At 72.1% G+C, this 19,474-nt stretch carries 15 protein-coding genes; 5 read left to right on the forward strand and 10 right to left on the reverse strand.

Annotated elements, in window-relative coordinates; all coding sequences use genetic code 11:
• Positions 1 to 71: 71 nt before the first annotated feature.
• Entirely contained in the window at positions 72 to 1,079 is a 1,008-nt protein-coding gene (argF, locus tag AB0D59_RS19660; protein ID WP_362566544.1) for an ornithine carbamoyltransferase, read from the reverse strand.
• Positions 1,080 to 1,196: 117 nt separating this feature from the next.
• Positions 1,197 to 2,420, reverse strand: coding sequence for an arginine deiminase (locus tag AB0D59_RS19665; RefSeq protein WP_362566547.1), 1,224 nt, complete (start codon positions 2,418 to 2,420; stop codon positions 1,197 to 1,199).
• Between the two features lie 128 nt (positions 2,421 to 2,548).
• Between AB0D59_RS19665 and AB0D59_RS19670 the strand changes: the two genes are divergently transcribed.
• Together AB0D59_RS19670 and AB0D59_RS19675 are read left to right on the forward strand one after the other, a co-directional pair.
• On the forward strand, positions 2,549 to 3,652 hold the full coding sequence (locus AB0D59_RS19670; protein ID WP_362566657.1) for an SPFH domain-containing protein: 1,104 nt from the start codon (positions 2,549 to 2,551) through the stop codon (positions 3,650 to 3,652).
• A gap of 340 nt (positions 3,653 to 3,992) precedes the next feature.
• Complete coding sequence (locus AB0D59_RS19675; protein ID WP_362566549.1) at positions 3,993 to 4,886, forward strand: hypothetical protein; 894 nt, start codon at positions 3,993 to 3,995, stop codon at positions 4,884 to 4,886.
• Between the two features lie 17 nt (positions 4,887 to 4,903).
• Here the strand turns inward: AB0D59_RS19675 and AB0D59_RS19680 are convergent, their stop codons facing one another.
• The 3 genes from AB0D59_RS19680 to AB0D59_RS19690 form a co-directional block, all read right to left on the reverse strand.
• The gene (locus AB0D59_RS19680; protein ID WP_362566552.1) at positions 4,904 to 7,447 is read right to left on the reverse strand and encodes a polynucleotide kinase-phosphatase; all 2,544 of its coding nucleotides are present in this window, start codon (positions 7,445 to 7,447) and stop codon (positions 4,904 to 4,906) included.
• Positions 7,444 to 8,934, reverse strand: coding sequence for a 3' terminal RNA ribose 2'-O-methyltransferase Hen1 (locus AB0D59_RS19685; protein WP_362566555.1), 1,491 nt, complete (start codon positions 8,932 to 8,934; stop codon positions 7,444 to 7,446). Before AB0D59_RS19685 ends, AB0D59_RS19680 begins: the two co-directional genes overlap by 4 nt.
• A 113-nt stretch (positions 8,935 to 9,047) precedes the next feature.
• Positions 9,048 to 9,989 (reverse strand): DUF4232 domain-containing protein, encoded by a 942-nt coding sequence (locus AB0D59_RS19690; protein WP_362566558.1) that lies wholly within the window; start codon positions 9,987 to 9,989, stop codon positions 9,048 to 9,050.
• 334 nt (positions 9,990 to 10,323) lie between these two features.
• Between AB0D59_RS19690 and AB0D59_RS19695 the strand changes: the two genes are divergently transcribed.
• Positions 10,324 to 10,962, forward strand: a complete 639-nt coding sequence (locus AB0D59_RS19695; RefSeq protein ID WP_362566561.1) for a TetR family transcriptional regulator — start codon at positions 10,324 to 10,326, stop codon at positions 10,960 to 10,962.
• On the forward strand, positions 10,959 to 12,278 hold the full coding sequence (locus tag AB0D59_RS19700) for an FAD-binding oxidoreductase (RefSeq protein ID WP_362566564.1): 1,320 nt from the start codon (positions 10,959 to 10,961) through the stop codon (positions 12,276 to 12,278). The genes AB0D59_RS19695 and AB0D59_RS19700 overlap by 4 nt, the downstream gene beginning before the upstream one ends.
• Positions 12,279 to 12,284: 6 nt before the next feature.
• On the opposite strand, the gene AB0D59_RS19705 is transcribed toward AB0D59_RS19700, so the two are convergent.
• Complete coding sequence (locus AB0D59_RS19705; RefSeq protein ID WP_362566567.1) at positions 12,285 to 12,956, reverse strand: NAD(P)H-dependent oxidoreductase; 672 nt, start codon at positions 12,954 to 12,956, stop codon at positions 12,285 to 12,287.
• Positions 12,957 to 13,075: 119 nt separating this feature from the next.
• Here AB0D59_RS19705 and AB0D59_RS19710 point away from each other — a divergent pair, with 119 nt between their 5' ends.
• Positions 13,076 to 14,017, forward strand: coding sequence for a LysR family transcriptional regulator (locus AB0D59_RS19710; RefSeq protein ID WP_362566570.1), 942 nt, complete (start codon positions 13,076 to 13,078; stop codon positions 14,015 to 14,017).
• On the opposite strand, the gene pheA is transcribed toward AB0D59_RS19710, so the two are convergent.
• The 4 genes from pheA to AB0D59_RS19730 are packed head-to-tail and all read right to left on the reverse strand — an operon-like array spanning position 13,990 to position 18,972.
• Positions 13,990 to 14,841: a prephenate dehydratase gene (gene pheA / locus AB0D59_RS19715; RefSeq protein WP_362566573.1), complete on the reverse strand. Its 852-nt coding sequence runs from the start codon at positions 14,839 to 14,841 to the stop codon at positions 13,990 to 13,992. The genes AB0D59_RS19710 and pheA overlap by 28 nt on opposite strands.
• A gap of 18 nt (positions 14,842 to 14,859) precedes the next feature.
• Complete coding sequence (locus AB0D59_RS19720; RefSeq protein ID WP_351728832.1) at positions 14,860 to 15,267, reverse strand: nuclear transport factor 2 family protein; 408 nt, start codon at positions 15,265 to 15,267, stop codon at positions 14,860 to 14,862.
• 7 nt (positions 15,268 to 15,274) lie between these two features.
• Positions 15,275 to 16,198 (reverse strand): NAD(P)-dependent oxidoreductase, encoded by a 924-nt coding sequence (locus tag AB0D59_RS19725; protein ID WP_362566576.1) that lies wholly within the window; start codon positions 16,196 to 16,198, stop codon positions 15,275 to 15,277.
• A 17-nt stretch (positions 16,199 to 16,215) separates the two neighbouring features.
• Positions 16,216 to 18,972, reverse strand: coding sequence for a non-ribosomal peptide synthetase (locus tag AB0D59_RS19730; RefSeq protein ID WP_362566578.1), 2,757 nt, complete (start codon positions 18,970 to 18,972; stop codon positions 16,216 to 16,218).
• Between the last annotated feature and the right edge of the window lie 502 nt (positions 18,973 to 19,474).

Here is a 19,474-nt window from a genome sequence, read left to right on the forward strand (position 1 = left end):
GCGGCCGCGGCAGGGGTGGCGCCGGGCCGCCGGAAAGGACAGGGCCTGGTGAGGCCCGCGCGTTACGGCGGTCAGCCGAGCGTGGCCACCAGTACCGCCTTGATGGTGTGCATCCGGTTCTCGGCCTCGTCGAAGACGACCGAGTGCTCGGACTCGAACACCTCGTCGGTGACCTCCAGCTCGGTCAGTCCATGGCGCTCGAAGATCTCCCGGCCGACGTCGGTGCCCAGGTCGTGGAAGGCCGGGAGGCAGTGCAGGAACCTGACGTCGGGGTTGCCGCTGGCGCGCAGCACGTCCATGGTCACGGCGTAGGGGCCGAGCAGCCCGATCCGCTCGTCCCAGACCTCCTTGGGCTCGCCCATCGACACCCATACGTCGGTGGCGATGAAGTCGGCGCCTCGCACGCCCTCCTTCACGTCGTCGGTGAGCGTGATCCGGGCGCCGGACGCGTCGGCGAGCCGCTGGGCCAGCTCGACGATCGTGTCGTCCGGCCACAGCAGCCGGGGTGCCACGATCCGCACGTCCATGCCGAGCAGGGCGCCGGTGACCAGGTAGGAGTTGCCCATGTTGTAGCGAGCGTCGCCGAGGTAGGCGAAGGCCATGCCGGTGAGCGGCTTGTCGCTGTGCTCGGTCATGGTGAGCACGTCGGCGAGCATCTGGGTGGGGTGCCACTCGTCGGTGAGCCCGTTGTAGACGGGCACCCCGGCGAACGCGGCCAGCTCCTCGACCACTCCCTGGCCGTGCCCGCGGTACTCGATCGCGTCGAACATCCGGCCGAGGACCCGGGCGGTGTCCTTCACCGACTCCTTGTGCCCGATCTGCGAGCCCGCCGGGTCCAGGTACGTGGTGTGCGCGCCCTGGTCCGCGGCGGCGACCTCGAAGGCGCAGCGGGTGCGGGTGGAGGTCTTCTCAAAGACCAGCGCGATGTTCTTGCCGGTCAGGTACCGCGTCTCGGCCCCGGCCTTCTTGGCCGCCTTCAGCTCGGCGGCCAGCTCGACCAGCCCGCGGAACTCCTCCTGGGTGAAGTCCAGCTCCTTGAGGAAGTGGCGGCCGGCGAGGGCGGTCGGGACTGTCGCCATGGGGGCGCTCCAGCAGTAGAGGTCGACGCGGGGACTTTTGGAAGTCTATACGACGTTTCACATTTCTATACAGGCAGCTTCGGTCTCATCCGGCTCCGGGCTCACACAGGTCCGGTCTCATACGGCGCCCCGCTCCACCGGGCAGCTCATACAGCGCGGACCGCCCCGCCCCCGGCCCAGCTCGCTGCCCGGGATCTCGATCACCTCGATGCCCTGTTTGCGCAGATGGGTGTTGGTGGTGGAGTTGCGCTCGTAGGCGACGACGACACCGGGTTCGACGGCCAGGACGTTGCAGCCGTCGTCCCACTGCTCACGCTCGGCCGCGTGCACGTCCTGGGTGGCGGTGAGCACCCGGATCTCGCTGAGGCCGAGGGCGGCGGCGATCGCGCGGTGCATGTGCTCCGGCGGATGGTCGGTGACCTTGAGCTCCTTCTCGCCGACGCCCGGTTCGATGGTGTACGAGCGGAGCATGCCGAGCCCGGCGTACTGGGTGAAGGTGTCGCCGTCGACCATCGTCATCACGGTGTCGAGGTGCATGAAGGCGCGCCGCTTCGGCATGTCCAGGGCCACGATCGTCTGCGCGGAGCCCGCCGCGAACAGCTTGTGCGCGAGCATCTCCACCGCCTGCGGGGTGGTGCGCTCGCTCATCCCGATCAGGACCGCGCCGCTGCCGATCACCAGGACGTCGCCGCCCTCGATGGTCGAGGGGTAGGCGGCCTGCCCCTCCGACCAGACGTGGAACGTTTCGCCACGGAAGAGCGGGTGGTGCCGGTAGATCGCCTCGAAGTGCACGGTCTCGCGCTGCCGGGCCGGCCAGCGCATGGCGTTGATGGAGACGCCGTCGTAGACCCAGGCGGAGGTGTCGCGGGTGAAGAGGTGGTTGGGGAGCGGTTCGAGGAGGAAGCCGTCGAGGTCCATGACATGGAAGCGGACCGAGGTGGGCTCCGCGTGCCCGTCCAGGAACTCCCGCTTGGTCATGCCGCCGACCAGCGCCTCGGCCAGCTGGGGCGCGGGCAGGTCCTCGAAGGCGGCGCGCAGATGGTCGGTGGCGAGCGGACCGTACTCCTTCTCGTCGAAGACCCGGTCCAGGACGAGGGTGCGAGCCGCCGGGATCGCCAGCGTCTCGGTGAGCAGGTCGCCGAAGAGATGGACGGCGACCCCGCGGTCCCGGAGCACGTCCGCGAAACCGTCGTGCTCGGCCCTGGCCCGGCGCACCCACAGGAGGTCGTCGAAGAGAAGGGCGTCCTTGTTGCTGGGGGTGAGCCTTTTGAGCTCCAGATCCGGCCGGTGCAGGATGACGCGGCGCAGCCGCCCGGCTTCGGAGTCGACTTGGAATCCCATGACTCCATCCTGACCATCGCGGACCGGCTTCACCCCCGGGTCGGCCGTTTCTTGTTCTCGTCCCCTTGACGACAAGCGTGACGGGCACGATTATTGTCATGCTGACTCTAAATCACGAGGGGGACTTCATGGCCGACATCACCCGGCGGCTGGGCAGGCGCCATCTGCGCGGAGCCCCGACGGCGCACATCAGCCATCACCGCGGCGGCAAGCTGCTGCACGACGGGCCGGGCATCAGCTTCTGGTTCCGCGCGCTCACCGCGGCGATCTCCGAGATACCGGTCGACGACCGCGAACTGGCGATGACCTTCCACGCCCGTACGGCCGACTTCCAGGACGTGGCGGTGCAGGCGACGGTCACCTACCGCATCGGCGACCCGGCGCTGGCGGCCGCCCGCCTCGACTTCTCGATCGACCCCGACAGCGGTGTCTGGCGCGGCACCCCGCTGGAACAGCTGGGCACCCTGCTCACGGAGACGGCCCAGCAGCACGCGCTGGCCGTGCTGGCCCGCACCCCGCTTGCGGAGGCGCTGGTCGATGGGGTGACGGCGGTCCGGGAGCGGATCGCCGAGGGGCTGGGCGCGGAGCCACGGCTGCCGGCCACCGGGATCGAGGTGGTGGCCGTGCGGGTGATGGCGCTGCGGCCGGAGCCGGAGGTGGAGCGGGCGCTGCGCACCCCGGCCCGCGAGCAGATCCAGCAGGAGGCCGACCGGGCCACCTACGAGCGGCGGGCGGTGGCCGTCGAGCGGGAGCGGGCGATCGCCGAGAACGAGCTGGCCAGCCAGATCGAACTGGCCCGCCGCGAGGAGCAGTTGGTCGAGCAGCGGGGCACCAACACGCGGCGCGAGGCGGAGGAGCACGCGGCGGCCGACGCGGTGCGTGCTCAGGCGGAGGCCGCGAGGTCGGTGAAGCTGGCGGAGGCCGAGGCGGCGCGCACGGTACGGCTCGCGGAGGCGGAGGCGGCCCGGTCCGTGAAGCTCGGCGAGGCCGAGGCGGCCCGGGCGGTCACGCTCGCGCGGGCCGAGGCCGAGGGGGCCCGGGAGGTCGGCGAGGCCCGGGCCGCGGCACAGGCGGCCTGGCTGCGGGTGCACGGCGAGGTGGACGTGGCCACGCTGCACGCCCTCACGGGCACGCGGCTCGCCGAGAACCTGCCGCGCATCGACAGCGTGACCGTGTCGCCGGACGTGCTGACGGGGTTGCTGGCGAAGCTGGGCTCGGCGGAGGAGGCGTGAACGCGGCCCGCAGGTCCCCGGCAGGGGACAGCACGGGGGGCGCGGCCGCCCGGCGGCCCGCGGCGGCGGAGGCCCCCCGGCCGACCGTCCCACCGAGGCCTGCCCGGCTCGGTCGAACCCCCATCGGGACAGGCACCGGGAGCACGGCCGACCGCCGGGCCGCGCCACCAGCCGCACCCCGGCCGACCGTCCCACCGAGGCCTGCCCGCCTCGGCCGAACCCCCATCGGGAAAGGCACCGGGAGCACGGCCGACCGCCGGGCCGCGCCACCAGCCGCACCCCGGCCGGCCGTCCCACCGAGGCCTGCCGCCCGGCTCGGCCGGCCCCCGGAGGCGGCGTCATGAGCCTCGCACCGCGCGTGGTCCTCGTCCACCGCACCACCGAGTACGAAGAGTTGGTGGCCCACCACGGCACCCACGGGCAGGCCGCCTTCTTCCTCTCCTCCCGGGGGCGGGACATCGAAGAGGTCGCCGAGCGGCACCGCCGGACCGGGCGGGCGCTGGCCGAGGTGGCTGCGGCGATTCCGCTGACCTGGCGCCAGGCCCGGGTCGAGCGGGCCGACCTGGACCGTTTCCTGTTCGGGCCCGAGGACGTGGTCATGGTGGTCGGCCAGGACGGGCTGGTGGCGAACGTGGCCAAGTACCTGGACGGCCAGCCGGTGATCGGCATCGACACCGACCCCGGCCGCAACCCCGGTGTGCTGGTACGGCACCGGCCGGAACACGCGGCCCTGCTGCTGGCCTCGTTCGAGGCCACGGGCGCCGACGAGCTGACGATGGTCGAGGCGGTGGCCGACGACACACAGCGGCTCGTGGCGCTCAACGAGATCTATCTGGGAACCGCCGGTCATCAGACCGCCCGATACCGCCTGGGCCTCGAGAACGACGGGGGTGTCGTCGAGGCCCAGGCTTCCTCCGGGGTGCTGGTGGGCACCGGCACGGGGGCCACCGGCTGGCTGCGCTCCCTGTGGCAGGAGCGCGGCGCCCGGCTGACGCTGCCCTCCCCCACCGAGGAACGCCTGCTGTGGTTCGTCCGGGAGGCCTGGCCCTCGCCGGCGACCGGGACCTCCCTGGTCGCCGGCGAACTGACCGAATCGGCGGCCCTGACGCTCACGGTCGAGTCGGACCGTCTGATCGCCTTCGGCGACGGCATCGAGACCGACGCCCTGGAGCTGACCTGGGGGCAGACGGTCCGGGTCGGAGCCTGCGCGCACCGGCTCCGGCTGGTCGGCTGACCTCGGGGCCGGCCGGCTCACAGCCGGGGGTCGACCGGCTCCGACTCCAGGGCCAGCACCCCGAACACCGCCTCGTGGATCCGCCACAGCGGCTCGCCGTCCGCGAGGCGGTCCAGGGCTTCCAGGCCCAGGGCGTACTCGCGGATCGCCAGGGACCGCTTGTGGTTGAGGAACCGGTTGCGGAGGCGGGCCAGGTTGTCGGGGCGGGTGTACTCGGGACCGTAGATGATCCGCAGGTACTCGCGCCCCCGGCACTTGATGCCGGGCTGGACCAGCCGGCCCTTCGGGTCGCGCACCACCGCCCCGAGCGGCTTGACGACCATGCCCTCGCCGCCCCGGCCGGTCATCTCCAGCCACCAGTCGACACCGGTCCGCACCGACTCCGGGTCCCCGGTGTCGACGTACAGGCGCCGGGTGCTCCGGAGCAGGCCGCTCGGGTCGTTCTCCACCAGCCGGTCCAGGAGGGCGAGCTGCTCGTCGTGCGGGAGCGTGGCGAGGCTGCGGCCCTGCACCGCGAGGATCTGGAAGGGGGCGAGGTGCACCCCGTCCAGGCCCTCGGTGGTCCAGCAATAACGGCGGTAGGCGTCGGTGAACGCGGCCGCGTCGGCGGCGCGTTCACGCTGCCGGGTGAGCAGCCCGGCGATGTCCACACCGCGCTCCGCCGCGCCCTCCAGGGCGGCCAGCGCGCCCGGGAACACCGCGCCCGAGGCGGCGCCCACCGCCGCGTACTGGGTGCGCAGCAGGCCGGCGGCCTTCAGCGACCAGGGCAGCAGCTCGGCGTCGAGCAGGAGCCAGTCGGTGGCGAGTTCGTCCCAGAGTCCGGCCGCGTCGACCGCGGCGCGGACCCGGCCGAGGATCTCCTCGGTCGCCGACTCGTCGTCGAGGAACGGGCGTCCGGTGCGGGTGTAGAGGGAGCCGGTGGGGCCGGGCGCGACGCCGAAGCGCTGGTGCGCCACCTCCGCGTCCCGGCACACCAGGGCCACCGCCCGCGAGCCCATGTGCTTCTCCTCGCACACGACCCGCGCGACCCCGTCCTCGGCGTACTGCGCGAAGGCCTGAGCCGGGTGCTCGAGGTAGCCGTCCACGTGCGAGGTGGCCGTCGGAGCCATGGTCGGCGGCAGGTACGGCAGCAGGCGCGGGTCGATCGCGAAGCGGCTCATCACCTCCAGGGCGGCCGCCGCGTTCTCCTCACGGACCGCGATCCGGCCCTGGTGCCGGGTCTCCACGACCCGCCGGCCCTGCACGTCCGCCAGGTCGAGCGGGCGCCCGTCCTGGCCGCCGGGCGCCTCGGCGCGCAGCGGCCGGGCCGGCTCGTACCAGACCCGCTCGGCCGGTACGTCGACCAGCTCCCGCTCCGGCCAGCGCAGCGCGGTCAGCTTGCCGCCGAAGACGGCGCCTGTGTCCAGGCAGATGGTGTTGTTCAGCCAGGAAGCCTCCGGGACGGGCGTGTGGCCGTAGATGACGGCCGCCCGGCCCCGGTAGTCCTCGGCCCACGGGTAGCGCACCGGCAGGCCGAACTCGTCGGTCTCGCCGGTGGTGTCGCCGTACAGCGCGTGCGAGCGGACCCGGCCGGAGGTGCGGCCGTGGTACTTCTCGGGCAGGCCGGCGTGGCAGACGACCAGCTTCCCGCCGTCGAGGACGTAGTGGCTGACGAGCCCGTCGATGAACTCCCGTACCTGCTGGGTGAACTCCTCGCTCTCGCCGGCCATCTGCTCGATGGTCTCGGCGAGGCCGTGGGTGTGCTGGACCTTGCGGCCCTTGAGATATCGCCCGTACTTGTTCTCGTGGTTGCCGGGCACGCACAGGGCGTTGCCCGACCTCACCATCGACATCACCCGGCGCAGCACGCCCGGGCTGTCCGGACCGCGGTCGACGAGGTCGCCGACGAACACGGCGGTACGGCCGTCGGGGTGCACGCCGTCGGCGTAGCCCAACTTGCCGAGCAGGGACTCCAGTTCAAAGGCGCAGCCGTGGATGTCGCCGACGATGTCGAACGGGCCGGTGAGGTGGGTCAGGTCGTTGAAGCGCTTCTCGGTGACGACGGTCGCCGACTCGGCCTCCTCGACACCGCGCAGGACGTGCACCTTGCGGAAGCCCTCGCGCTCCAAGTGCCGCAGGGAGCGCCGGAGTTCGCGGATGTGGCGCTGGACGACCCGGCGCGGCATGTCGGCGCGGTCGGCGCGGGCCGCGTTGCGCTCGGCGCACACCTCCTCGGGCATGTCCAGGACGATGGCGATGGGCAGCACGTCGTACTGCTTGGCCAGGTCGATCAGCTGGCGCCGGGACTCCTGCTGCACGCTGGTGGCGTCGACGACCGTGCGACGGCCGGCGGCCAGCCGCTTGCCCGCGATGTAGTGCAGCACGTCGAAGGCGTCCTTGGTGGCGCCCTGGTCGTTCTCGTCGTCGGAGACCAGTCCCCGGCAGAAGTCGGAGGAGATCACCTCGGTCGGCTTGAAGTGGCGGCGCGCGAAGGTGGACTTGCCGGAGCCGGAGGCGCCGACGAGGACGACCAGGGAGAGGTCGGTGACGGGAAGGACCCGTCCGGTTGTCCGCTCGCTCATGCTGCCTTCGCCTCCTTCACGGCGGGAGTGGTGGTGCTCGTCTCGGCTGTGCGCATCTCGAAGACAGCCATCTGGGTGGGCGGGCCGACCTCGGGGTCGTCCGGGCCCACGGCGATGAACCCGACGTGGTAGCCGTGGAGTTCGGCGACCCGGGCGGCCCAGGCGCGGAACTCCTCGCGGGTCCACTCGAAGCGGTGGTCGCCGTGCCGGACGTGTCCGGCGGGGAGGGTCTCCCAGCGAACGTTGTACTCGACGTTCGGCGTGGTCACCAGGACCGTGCGCGGGCGGGCGGCACCGAACACGGCGTACTCCAGGGCGGGCAGCCGGGGCGGGTCGAGGTGCTCGATGACCTCGCTGAGCACGGCGGCGTCGTACCCCTTGAGCCGCTGGTCGGTGTAGGCCAGCGAGCCCTGGAAGAGCTTGACGCGGGACGCCTGCCGCTCGCCCATGCGGTCCAGCTTGAGCCGGCGCGCGGCGATGGTCAGCGCCCGCACCGACACGTCGACGCCGACGATCTCGGTGAAGGCGGGGTCCTTCAGCAGCTCCTGCACCAACTGGCCCTGCCCGCAGCCGAGGTCGAGGACCCGGGCCGCACCGGACCGGCGCAGCGCCCCGAGGATCGCCGCCCGGCGCTGCACCGCGAGCGGCGCCGGCTTCTCCTGCGTCTCCGTCTCCTCCTCGACCGCGTTGTCGATCTCCTCGACCTCGCTGTCGTCGGTCTCGGCGAGCCGCACCAGCTCCAGCCGCTCCATCGCCTGCCGGGTCAGCGACCAGCGGCGGGAGAGATAGCGGGTGGTGATGAGCTTCTGCTCGGGGTGGCCGGGCAGCCAGCCCACACCCGCGCGCAGCAGCTTGTCGACCTCCTCGGCGGACACCCAGTAGTGCTTGGCGTCGTCGAGGACGGGGAGCAGGACGTAGAGGTGGCGCAGCGCCTCGGCGAGGGTCAGCGCCTCGGACTCCAGGACGAGACCGACGTACCGCGAGTCGCCCCACTCCGGGAACGTGGTGTCCAGGGCGACCGGTTCGGCGGTCACCGTCCAGCCGAGCGGCTCGAAGAGGCGTCGTACCAGGTCGGGGCCGCCCCGTGCGGGCAGCGCCGGGACCTCGACGCGCAGCGGCCTGGTCTGCTCCGGGGCTTCGGGGCGGGCCCGGCACACTCCGCGCATCGCGCTGGAGAAGACGTTGCCGATCGCCACGGCGAGCAGCGAGGAGGCCGCGTACGGGCGGTCGTTGACGTACTGCGCGAGCGCCGCGTCGGGTGCCCCGCCGCGTCCCTTGCCCTTTCCGCGCCGGACCAGCGCCACCGCGTCGACCTCCAGGAGCAGCGCCGCCGTGCAGCGCTCGGCGTCCGCCTCGGGGTAGAAGACGTGCGCGATGCCGTAGGACGTCGAGAAGGTCTGCGCGTTGTCGGGGTGCTTGTGCAGCAGGAACCCGAGGTCGGTCGCGGGACGTTCGGGGGTGCCGGTGGTGGTGATCGTCAGGAACACGGTGGGTCGCCTCGAAAAGGGTCCGGAATCAGTGCGAAAGCGCTGGTCGTGCGCTTGTGCGCGATTCCAACGTACAGAGGGTCGCCGTCCGGGGCCGCGGAATTTCTCGCGCGCTACCGGTCGGTCCGCTTCCACGCGCCGACGCCGAGCTTGCCCGTGGTCCCGAGATCCAGTCCCGGAGTAACCGTCACGGGATCGGCGCCCGGCTTCGCCAGGACCCGGACGTAGGGCACGTTCACCGCCGTGCCCGCCAGTGTCGTGTTGCGCCAGATCAGGCCGGAGAGGGCGGTTTCACCGGGCTTCAGGACGAGAGTGCCGGGCGGGTCGTCGAAGCCGGTTCCCGTGGCGATGGCGGCGCCGCCGTGCAGGATGCGTACGCCGTCGACGGGCTCACGGTTGTCGTCCAGGAGGCTCAGCCGCGGATAGCCGTCGAGCGAGTAGTCCCGCTTTCCGCAGTTCTCCAGGTGGAGCCCGACGACGCGCAGGCCCATCGCGGCGTCGCCGTCGTCGGCCCACAGCCGCACTCCCGAGGAGGGGCAGGCACCCGTCTCGGCGGGTGCCTCGTCGGCGGGCACCTTGGTGACCTTGGCGACCTTCACTTTGGTCACCGAGGAGGCGCCGGGGGCGAGCACGCCCAGGTCGACGGTCCCGCTGGTGCTGCGGCCCGGCTGGACCCCGGCCACGGTCACCTCCTTGTTGTCCATGACCGCGCCGGTGTCCGTCGTGAAGTCGAAGAGCACGGTGTAGGTCATGGCTTCGTCGCCGTCGTTGCTGACCTGGTAGGCGGCGGAGATGCCGGAGTCACCGGGCACGGTCAGCGGGTCCGCGTGCACCCGGCCAGGCGTGGCGGACGGGGTCGGGCTCGGGGAGGCCGCGGGGATGGTGACCGAGGTGATCCGTACGCCGTCCACCGGTGGGTCGGTGACGGTGGCGCGGGGTGCCGGGACGTCCGCGCCGGCGCTGCGGCCGGTGTCCGCGTGCTCCGCGCCGCACGCCGTGGCCAGGAGAAGGGCGGCGGCGGGGGCGAGGAGACGGGAGGAGTGGGGTCTGCGCATCCGGCCACCTCATCAGGGTGAACCCCGAACGACCGTGATGGAAGCCATAGTTCCGGTCACAGCCGCGTCACAGCCGACCGGATGCGCGGCCCGGGCCGGTCACGACAGCTGCGACTGGACCTGGGCGGAGATCAGCTCCAGGTGGTCCGGGTCGGAAGGTCGAGGACCCGGAGGCACAAGCGCTGCGAGCCGATCTCCGCGGCGCGGCCGATCCTGTCGACGACGAGCACGCCGCCCCCGCGCGGACACGGCTCCTCGGACCCCGCTGAACAACTGGTCAGCTGCCCGAGCGCAGCCTCGGAGGCCGCTAATGACCAGATGTACATTAGGGCCTGTGACCACCACGACGTCTGGTAGCAAGCCGCCCGCCCGGAAGCGGGTGCGGGCGCCCGAGGCGCATCGCGAGGCGATCCTCGAAGCGGCGCGCGCCGCGTTCGCCGAGCGGGGATACGCGCGGGCCACCATCCGGGAGATCGCGGGCCGGGCCGGGGTCACCCACGGCCTGGTGATGCGGCACTTCGGCTCGAAGGAGCGGCTGTTCCTGGCCGCCGTGCCCGGCACCCGGGACCTGCCGGAGCTGGTGCCCGGGCCGCCCGGGACCCTGCCGGACCGGATCGCGCGGGCGTTCGTCGAGCGCATGGAGCGCGCCGACGGCGGCGATCCGTTCCTCGCGCTGATCCGCGGCGCCGCCTCCGACGAGAGCGCGGCGACCGCCCTGTACACGGCGATGCGGCAGAGCAGTACGGAGGCCTACCGCACGGCGCTGACCGGGCCCGACGCCGACGAGCGCATCGACCTGCTCGGCTCGCATCTCATCGGGGTCGCCTTCAGCCGGTACGTGCTGGGCAGCGGGCCGGTGGCCGAGATGGCGCCGGAGCGGCTGGTGCGCTACCTGGCGCGGACCCTGCGCTGCGCACTGGAGCCGCTCGACGAAGCCGAAGCCGAAGCCGAGGAAGGGAACTCCCCGTCATGACGTCCACGCTGCCGCCGGTCCCGCCGTCCCTGGCCAGGCGGATCGTCGTACCGGACGACGCGCGGTACGAGCGGTTGCGGCACGGCTATGTGCACCGCGGCTCCCCCGCCGCCGTGCTGCTGCCCGAAGATGCCGGACAGACCGCCGAAGCGCTGGGGTACGCGCGCTCGCTGGGCTCGGTGGTCTCGGTGCGCAGCGGCGGGCACGGCATCAGCGGCCGCTCCACCAACGACGGCGGTGTCGTCGTCGACATGTCCCGCCTCGACGAGGTGCGCGTCCTGGACCGGGCCCGGCGGCGGATCCGGGTCGGGGCGGGCGCCCGCTGGGGGCGGGTGGCACAGGTCCTGGCGCCGCACGGGCTGGCCGTCAGTTCCGGGGACACCGGTGACGTGGGCGTGGGCGGGCTGGCCACGGCCGGCGGCATGGGCTGGTTCGCGCGACTGCACGGGCTGACCGTCGACCATGTGACGGCGGTCGAACTCGTCCTGGCAGACGGCAGATTGGTGCGGACGGACGCCGAGCTGGAGCCCGACCTGTTCTGGGCCGTGCGCGGGGCGGGCGGGAACTTCAGCGTCGTCACCGCCGTGGAACTGGAGGCGTACGAGACGGGTGACGTGGTCTTCGCCGACCTCCTCTTCGACGCGGCGGACGCGGCGGCGCTGATCGAGGCGTGGGGTGCGGTGCTGGAGGCGGCGCCGCGCGAGCTGACCAGCTTTCTGACCTTCATGCCCGGCGGGCCGGGCCGCCCGCATCTGGCCAATGTCACGGCCGTGTACGCGGGGAGCGCCGAACACGGCGCCGCCGAGCGGGCGTTGACGCCGCTGCTCGGCATCGGCCCGCCGCTCCGGCAGCGGGCGGTGCTCGCGCCGTACCCGGCGCTGGTGCCGGTGAGCGACGCCGCGCACCATGGGCAGCAGCAGCTCAGCGCCACCCGCTCCGGCCTGCTCGACCACCTCACCACGGACGCGGCGCGGGCGGTCGCGGACGCCCTGGGGTCGGGGCAAGTGCTGATGGAGCAGTTCCGTTCGGTGGGCGGAGCGGTCAACGACGTGGATCCGGCGGCCACCGCCTACGCCCACCGCACCCAGAACTTCTCACTGCTCGCCGCGACCGTCCCCGAACTGGGGCCGGAGCTCGACGTGCACTGGGCGCGGCTGGCCCCACATCTGAACGGCATGTATCTCAGCTTCGACACCCGACGCACCCCGGACGTGCTGGCGGAGGCGTTCCCCGAGCCGGCCCTGACCCGGCTGCGCGCCCTGAAGGACCGCTACGACCCGGAGAACGTCTTCGACCGCAACTTTCCGCTGAAGTAGCGGGGTTCAGGACGCGCCGTGGGTGCGCGCGCCCTCCATCGCCTTCTGGTACGACGCCGCGGCCAGCTCCTGGAACTGGGCGAGCCGGGGCACGTGCGCCGACTTGGTCAGCTCGGCGTGCAGGAAGGTGAGGTCGGACGCGAGGCCGACCATGCCGAGGGCGGCCTTCAGGTACGGCTCCTGGTGGTCGGAGTCCTGGCGGGGCGTGCCGGGGCCGTAGGCGCCGCCGCGTGCCGAGGCCACCACGACCTTCTTGCCGGCCAGCGGGCCCTCGCCGGTGGCCGGGTCGGCGATCAGCGGCGCGATCAGGACCCGGTCGAACCACGCCTTGAAGGTCGACGGTACCGAGAAGTTGTACATCGGCACGCCGAGCAGGATGGTGTCGGCGGCGAGGAGCTCCTCGATCAGCGGCCAGGTGATCGCCCAACTCGCCTGCTCCTCGGGCGTGGTGGCCGCCTCCCGGGCCGCGGCGAGGTCGCGCACACCCTCCTTCTCCAGGCGGTGCATCACCTCGATCTGCGCGTGGTCGACGTGCGGCACCGGGCCGGCGGCCAGGTCGCGGTAGATGTAGCTGCCCTCGGGGTTGGCTTTGCGCCAGGCTTCGGCGAACTCGCCCGAGATCTGGCGGGAAACCGAGCCCACGCGCGGGCTGGAGTCGAGGTGGAGCAGTGTGGCCATGGCGGAAAACCCCTGTCTGATCAGGTCGTTCATGTCGGTCCGTGATTCATTGAAAGGCCGGGCGGGGCCGCCGTCCCGTAATCTGGCGTGGCAGTTCGTAACCGGAAGCGTTAGCGAGGATGACGGTGCTGGACGTACGGAAACTGGTTCTGCTCCGTGAGGTCGGCGCCCGGGGCTCCATCGCTGCGGCCGCGCAGGCCCTCAACTACACGCGTTCCGCGGTCTCCCAGCAGCTGTCCGCGCTGGAGTCGGAGACCGGTACCGCGTTGCTGGACCGGGGCAGCAAGCGGGCCGAGCTCACCCCGGCCGGCCGGCTGCTGGTGGCGCACGCGGACAAGATCGTGAGTCAGCTGGAGGCGGCCGAGGTCCAGTTGCTGGCCCGGGACGGGGAGGTCGGTGGCGAGCTGCGGGTGGGCGTCCCGCTGCACGAGGGGCCCGCGCTGCTGGTGCCGGCACTGAACCGGCTGCGCGAGGAGCATCCGCAGCTGCGCATCACGCTGCACGGGGTGGCCCCGGACGAGGGTCGGCAGACCGTGCGGCTCGGCCGCCTCGACGCCGTACTGGCAGCCGGCTACCCGCAGGTGCCCGAGCCCCGGGTGCCCGGGCTGTACGAGGAGGAGGTGCTCAGCGACCGCATCCGGTTGATCGTCGCCCCCGGTCATCCGCTGGCCCGGGGCGAACTCCCCCGCCGTCTGGTGGAGTTCGCCGAGGTGCCCTGGCTGCTCGACCGGACCTCGCGGCTCGGCCGGCTCGCTCTGCACGCCTGCGCCGGGGCCGGCTTCGTGCCCGACATCGTCTCCGACATCGGGGACATGCAGGCCGTGTTCGGGCTGGTCTCGCTGGGCTGGGGCGTGGCACTGGTGCCCGATCTGGTGCCGACCCGGCCGGGCCTTCCGGTCGCCCGGGTGACCCCGGACGGGCCCGAACTGACCCGCCGCATCACCCTCGTGGTGCGCGAGGGCGCCGTACGGAGCCCGCAGGTGGCGGCGCTGCTGCCGGCCGTGCGGGAGGCCGCCGCCGAGCTGGCACACCATCAGGACGCGGCCGACCAGCGGGGGTAGCTGCCCAGGAAGCGCACCTCCACGTCCAGCGCCTCGACGTCCGCCATGGCCAGCCGGAGCCGTCTGCTGTCGATGTGCGCGTCGACGTCGAGGAACACGTGGTAGCGGCCGAGGCCCTCGCCGGTGGGCCAGGACTGGATCCAGGACAGGTCGACCGCGCGGGCCCGGAAGGCCTGCAGCACGTCGGGGAGCAGCATGGGGCCGCCCTCGCCCAGGGCCAGCAGCAGCGAGGTGCGTTCGCGCGCGGTGCGGGCCGGGTGGTGCCAGCGGGGTGCCACCGACACGAAGCGGGTGACCGCGCCCGCCTCCCGGCCGAGGCCGGCGGCGAGGATCCGCAGCCCGTACAGCTCGGCGGCGGCCGGTGCCGCGACGGCCGCCCGGCCGGGGGTGCCGGTCCGGCCGACCTCCTGGGCGGCGGCCGCCGTGGACGCGGCCGTCCGGGTGCGGGCCTCGGGCAGGTGGGCGCGCAGCCAGTCCTCGCACTGGCCGAGAGCGTGCGGATGGCTGAGCACCTCGGTGACGTCCGCGGGGCCGGTGCCCTCGGGGGCCATCAGCGCGAACCGGACGGGCACCTCGACCTCGGCGTTGATGTGCATGTCCGCCGCGGCCAACTGGTCCATGGTGGCGGGTACGACCCCGCGCACCGAGTTCTCCAGGGGCACCACGGCCGCCTCGACCTCCCCTCGCCGGGCCGCCTCCAGGGCGGCCGGGACGGTGGGGAACGGGCGGTGCGGGCCCCGCCGGCCCGGGGGGACCACCGACAGGAGCCGGCGTACGGCGGTCTGGGTGAAGGTCCCCTCGGGGCCGAGATAGGCGTAGGTCATCGCGGGCCGTCGGCTCTCTCAGCTCTCGATGACGCGGTGGAAGGCGACCGTGTCGAAGATGTCCTCCATCCGCACCGCACGTCCGTCGCGCAGCACCCAGGAGTGCGTGAACGGCAGCGTCTCGGTGTGGCCGGACAGGGAGACGACGTCCCGGTGGCCGAAGACGACCACCCGGTTCCCCTCGCGGACGAACTCCTCGGGGTGCAGCCGCATCCCGCCCAGCACGGTCGGTACGTGCGCCAGGAACTCCTTGACGCCGGCGTGCCCGTGCTTGGTGCCGCCGAGGCCGTACTTCGCCATGCCGTCGGGGTGCACCCACTCGATGTCCGGGTCGAAGGCGTCGAGCAGCGCGCCCACGTCCCGGGCGGCGAAGGCCGCGTAGGCGGCGTGGACCGGGGCCAGTGGATCGGTGGTGTTCTCGGTCATGTCCGTCTCAGTCCTTGAGGTACTCGGGATACAGCGCGGCCACGGTCCGTCGGATGCCCTCGCGCCAGGGCACCCGGCACGGGCCGGTGATCGAGCGGCGCAGGGTCGGGTCGAACTGGTAGGTCTCCCGGGTGACCTCGCTCGGCACGAGGTTCGCCTCGACGCCGGTCAGCTCCTCCAGGTACCGGACGCAGTCGGTGATGCCCACCGACTCGTCGCCGCCCCAGTTGGTCAGGGTCACCGGCACGCTGGCCGCGTTCCACAGGTGCGGGACCTGCTCGACGAGGTCGTCGGTGTACAGCAGGGAGCACCAGTTCTGGCCCTCGACGGGGACCGGGATGGGCTCGCCGGCGAGCATCCGCTTGAAGTAGAGCATCGGGACACCGCCGTAACCGCCGGGCCCGTAGGCGATGTTGAGGCGGGCGACGACGGTGGGCAGGCCGAGGGTGCGGGCGAAGGCCCGGACCGTGCCCTCGGCAGCGATCTTGACCACGGGGTAGGCGGGCAGCCAGTCGGCCCTGCCGTCCAGCGGGTCGGTCTCGGTGTACTTGTGGTCGAGGGTCTGGCGGGCGTAGAGGGCGCCCGTCGACACGTACAGGAACGCCTCGGCGGTACGGCAGTGGGTCATCAGACGTCCCGCGGCGACCGAGTTGACCTCGACGGCCGCGTTGAAGTCACCGTCCTCGCCCCGCCGCACCGCCGAGTGGAAGACATGGGTGAAGTCCTCCGGCAGGCTCTTGAGCGAACCGTCACTGGTGTCGTCCATGTCCCAGCGGAAGGTGCGGATGCCGTGCCGGGTGAGGTCGTCCTCGGCGCCGGGGGTGCCGAAGCGGCCGAGCGCCCACACCTCGTTGTCCTGGGCCAGGGCTTTGGCCACCGGCCCGGCGACCTGCCCGGTGGCGCCGGTGACCAGGATCTTCTTGCCGTTCACTGATTGTCTCCCTGTGATCAGGCGTCGCCGAGGGCGCGGTCGAGTTCCTTGCGGAGGATGGACTGGAAGGTGGCCACGTGCTGCGGGCCCATCAGGGTGTAGTGCTCGCCGGGTACGTCGATGTAGCGGTTCTCCTCCGTGGTGTGCTCGTCCCAGCGGCGCAGTTCGTTGGCGAGCCAGTCCTCCTTGGTGCCGCGCAGCGGGATGGCGTAGAAGACGCTCATCGAGCGGACCTTGCCGCCGGGTGCGTAGCTGCGGCCCAGGTTGGTGAGGCCGTCGGCGAGTTCGGCCCAGGCCCGGAACTTCTCGAAGGTCAGGTCGAGTTCGGCGAGCCGGCCCTCGGGCGCGTGGTCGATGAGGTACGCCAGCTGCTCGTTCCTCTCCAGGTGGCGCAGTTTCGCCGGGAGTTCGAGGGACTGCTTCTTGTCGATCAGCTCCAGGAAGAAGGCGAGGTTGGCGGCGGTCTCGACGAAGTCGAGCTCCTCCATGCGGTACTTGATGTGCGGGGGCAGGTTGAAGCTGCCGACGAAGTCGACGCGTTCGCCCTGGTCCTGGAGCACCTTGGCGATCTCGAAGGCGACGGCACCGCCGTAGGAGTACCCGGCCACGGCGTACGGGCCGTGCGGCTGCCGTGCGCGGATCGCCCGTACGTACGTGTCGACCATCTCGGCGAAGCTCTCGAAGGGGGTCTCGCCCGGGTTGAAGCCGCGGGCGCGCAGGGCGTAGAAGGGCCGGTCGCCGACGAAGTACTTGGCGAGGTTGACGAAGACGAGGACCTCGCCGACGCCCGGGTGGACGCAGAACAGCGGGGTCTTGCCGCCGTTGACCTGCATGGGCACGATCGGGTCGTACTCCTGCTCGCCGCTCGCGGTGCCGTCGAGGTGGGCGGCGAGGGCGCGGACGGTCGGGGACCGCAGCACGGTGATGATCTGCAGATCGGCGGCGCCGAGGCGCTGGGCGACCAGGGAGCGCAGCCGCAGTATGTCCAGCGAGGTGCCGCCGAGGTCGAAGAAGTTGGCGGTGGCGCTCAGCTTCCGCGGGTCGGTGTCGAACATCTCGGCGTAGATGCCGGCGAGGACCGTCTCGGTGTCGCCCTCGGGCGCGTTGTAGCCGCCGAGCCTGCGCAGCACCAGGTCGTCGACGGCGGACCGGACCTCGTCGTAGGCGCCCGCTTCCAGGCGCTTGCGCATGAGCGAGCGCTGGATCTTGCCGAGGCTGGTCTTGGGGAAGGCGTCCGCGGGCAGCGGCAGGATGAGGGCGGGCCGGAAGCCCCAGTGCATCACGACGCTGCTGCGGACGGCGGTCAGCACCCGGTACAGGGCGAGTTCGTCGCCGTCGGCGCACTCCGCGTGGAAGGCGATGACCAGTTGCTCGGTGTCGCTGCCGGGAGCGCGGGTCGGGAAGGCGGCGACGTAGGAGCGGGCCACGTCGTCGAGGCCTTCGAGCACCGACTCGATGTCGTGGCTGAAGTAGTTGACGCCGTTGACGATGATGCTGTCCTTGCTGCGCCCGACGAGGGTGAGCCGGCCCTCGTCGATGCGGCCGAGGTCGCCGCTGCGGAACCAGCCGTCGGGGGTGAAGGCGTCCCGGGTGGCCTGCTCGTTGTTGTGGTAACCGGCCGTGATCATCGGGCCGTTGAGCTGGAGCTCGCCCACCTCCCCCTCGGCCAGCTCGCGATGGTCCTCCTCGTCGGCGATCCGGATGCGCAGCCCCTCCACGGGCCGGCCCAGGTTGGCGAACTCCTGGCCCTGGTCGGCGGCCGGGAACTCGGTGGAGTAGATGCTGCCGGCGCAGGTCTCGGACATGCCGAAGGCGGGCCAGAGGGCGTCGGGGCGCAGGCCGTAGGGGGCGAAGCGGCTGAGGAAGGTCTCGCCGGTGGTGCGGACGACGGCCTCGCCGCCGCTGATGATGTGCCGCAGCCGGGACAGGTCGAGGTCCCGGCCGTCCTCCTCGTCGAGGCGGTCGGCCTGCGGATTGATCAGCCCCAGCAGGAAGTTGGGGGTGAAGGTCATGGTGACGCCGAAGCCCGATATGAGCCGCAGGAAGTTGAGCGGCTCCTGGAGGACGACGGGTGCCTCGACGTGCAGCTGGGTGCTGCCCGCGGACAGCGGCAGCATGTGGCACTCCAGCAGGGCGGCGACGTGGTCGAAGGAGACCCAGTTGAGGGTGGTGTCCGCGGCGGTCAGCCGGTGGTAGCCGTTCTTGCCGGCCATGGAGGCGAGCAGGTTGCCGTGCGAGAGCATCACGGCCTTGGAGTTGCCGGTGGAGCCGGAGGTCAGCACCAGGACGGCGGTGTCCTTCGGATCGGCCTCGTGGAAGGCGTCGGCGGGCTCGGCGTACAGCTCCTCCAGTGCGACGACCGACAGGCCCTCGGTGCGCGGGAGTTCGGCGGCGAGGGTCTCGCTGGTGACGACCAGCGGGTGGTCGAGGAGGGTGTCGACATGGGCGAGCTGGGCGGCCCAGCGCTCCGGGTCGCCGCCGAGCGCGGCCATCGGGCAGGGCACGAAACCGCCCAGTTGGCAGGCCCAGAACGCGGCGAGGAACTCCTTCGGCCGCTCCAGGAGGAGTACGGCCTTGTCCCCGGCGGTGAGCCCGCGGTCACGCAGCCCGCCGAGCACGGAGCGGGCCGCGTCGAGGAGTTCGGGATAGGTCTGGAAGGACGCGTCGGGGTCGGTCGCGGTCCGGGGGTAGCGCAGCCCGGATGTGGCGTGGTTCCGGGCGGCGTCGCGCAGCAGGTCCACGATGGTCCGTGTGGTCGATACGGCTGTGGTCATGGCGATGCCTTCTCTTCCTGTCGCGTCGATGGCCGGGGTGTGGTGGCCGTGGACGGGTGGCGGCCAGGGCGGGCGGCGGCCGCGGGTAGTGGCCGGGTATGCCGTGGCAGTACGGCGGATCGAATGGCGTACGGCGTGCCGGGCAGGGCCGCACGGCACACCGTTCAGCTGAGGAAACCGGGCAGGTCAGCCGGGGAAACCGGGCAGGAAAAAACTCCGGGAAACCACACCGGAAGCGCGCCCGGCCTCAGAGACTTCTGCAGGGCAACACGGCGGAACCTCGGAAAGAGAAATCGAGCGTTCCGGAACACCGATAGAGCAAGTACCTGTACATCGTCCCCCACCGACCAGGTCAGTACCGAGAGCCACGGCGCCGGAGCTCTGAATACCCGCCGAGAATAGAAACTGGCACACCGGGTTGTCAAAGGCCCCAGGAAACGAGAATGTAAAAACCGGTTGGAGCAGGAAAGTACGGCACCGGCGACTCGCTCCCGCAATTCCA

Origin of the sequence: Streptomyces sp. NPDC048417 (assembly GCF_040651615.1) — a bacterium.
Lineage (GTDB): Bacteria > Actinomycetota > Actinomycetes > Streptomycetales > Streptomycetaceae > Streptomyces.

Coding starts and splice junctions, on each gene's coding strand:
- AB0D59_RS19720 (WP_351728832.1), bottom strand. CDS start 15,267: ATGACCGAGAACACCACCGATCCACTGGCCCCGGTCCACGCCGCCTAC.
- AB0D59_RS19680 (WP_362566552.1), bottom strand. CDS start 7,447: ATGAGCGAGCGGACAACCGGACGGGTCCTTCCCGTCACCGACCTCTCC.
- AB0D59_RS19670 (WP_362566657.1), top strand. CDS start 2,549: ATGGCCGACATCACCCGGCGGCTGGGCAGGCGCCATCTGCGCGGAGCC.
- pheA (WP_362566573.1), bottom strand. CDS start 14,841: ATGACCTACGCCTATCTCGGCCCCGAGGGGACCTTCACCCAGACCGCC.
- AB0D59_RS19710 (WP_362566570.1), top strand. CDS start 13,076: ATGACGGTGCTGGACGTACGGAAACTGGTTCTGCTCCGTGAGGTCGGC.
- AB0D59_RS19675 (WP_362566549.1), top strand. CDS start 3,993: ATGAGCCTCGCACCGCGCGTGGTCCTCGTCCACCGCACCACCGAGTAC.
- AB0D59_RS19665 (WP_362566547.1), bottom strand. CDS start 2,420: ATGGGATTCCAAGTCGACTCCGAAGCCGGGCGGCTGCGCCGCGTCATC.
- AB0D59_RS19700 (WP_362566564.1), top strand. CDS start 10,959: ATGACGTCCACGCTGCCGCCGGTCCCGCCGTCCCTGGCCAGGCGGATC.
- AB0D59_RS19730 (WP_362566578.1), bottom strand. CDS start 18,972: ATGACCACAGCCGTATCGACCACACGGACCATCGTGGACCTGCTGCGC.
- argF (WP_362566544.1), bottom strand. CDS start 1,079: ATGGCGACAGTCCCGACCGCCCTCGCCGGCCGCCACTTCCTCAAGGAG.
- AB0D59_RS19705 (WP_362566567.1), bottom strand. CDS start 12,956: ATGGCCACACTGCTCCACCTCGACTCCAGCCCGCGCGTGGGCTCGGTT.
- AB0D59_RS19690 (WP_362566558.1), bottom strand. CDS start 9,989: ATGCGCAGACCCCACTCCTCCCGTCTCCTCGCCCCCGCCGCCGCCCTT.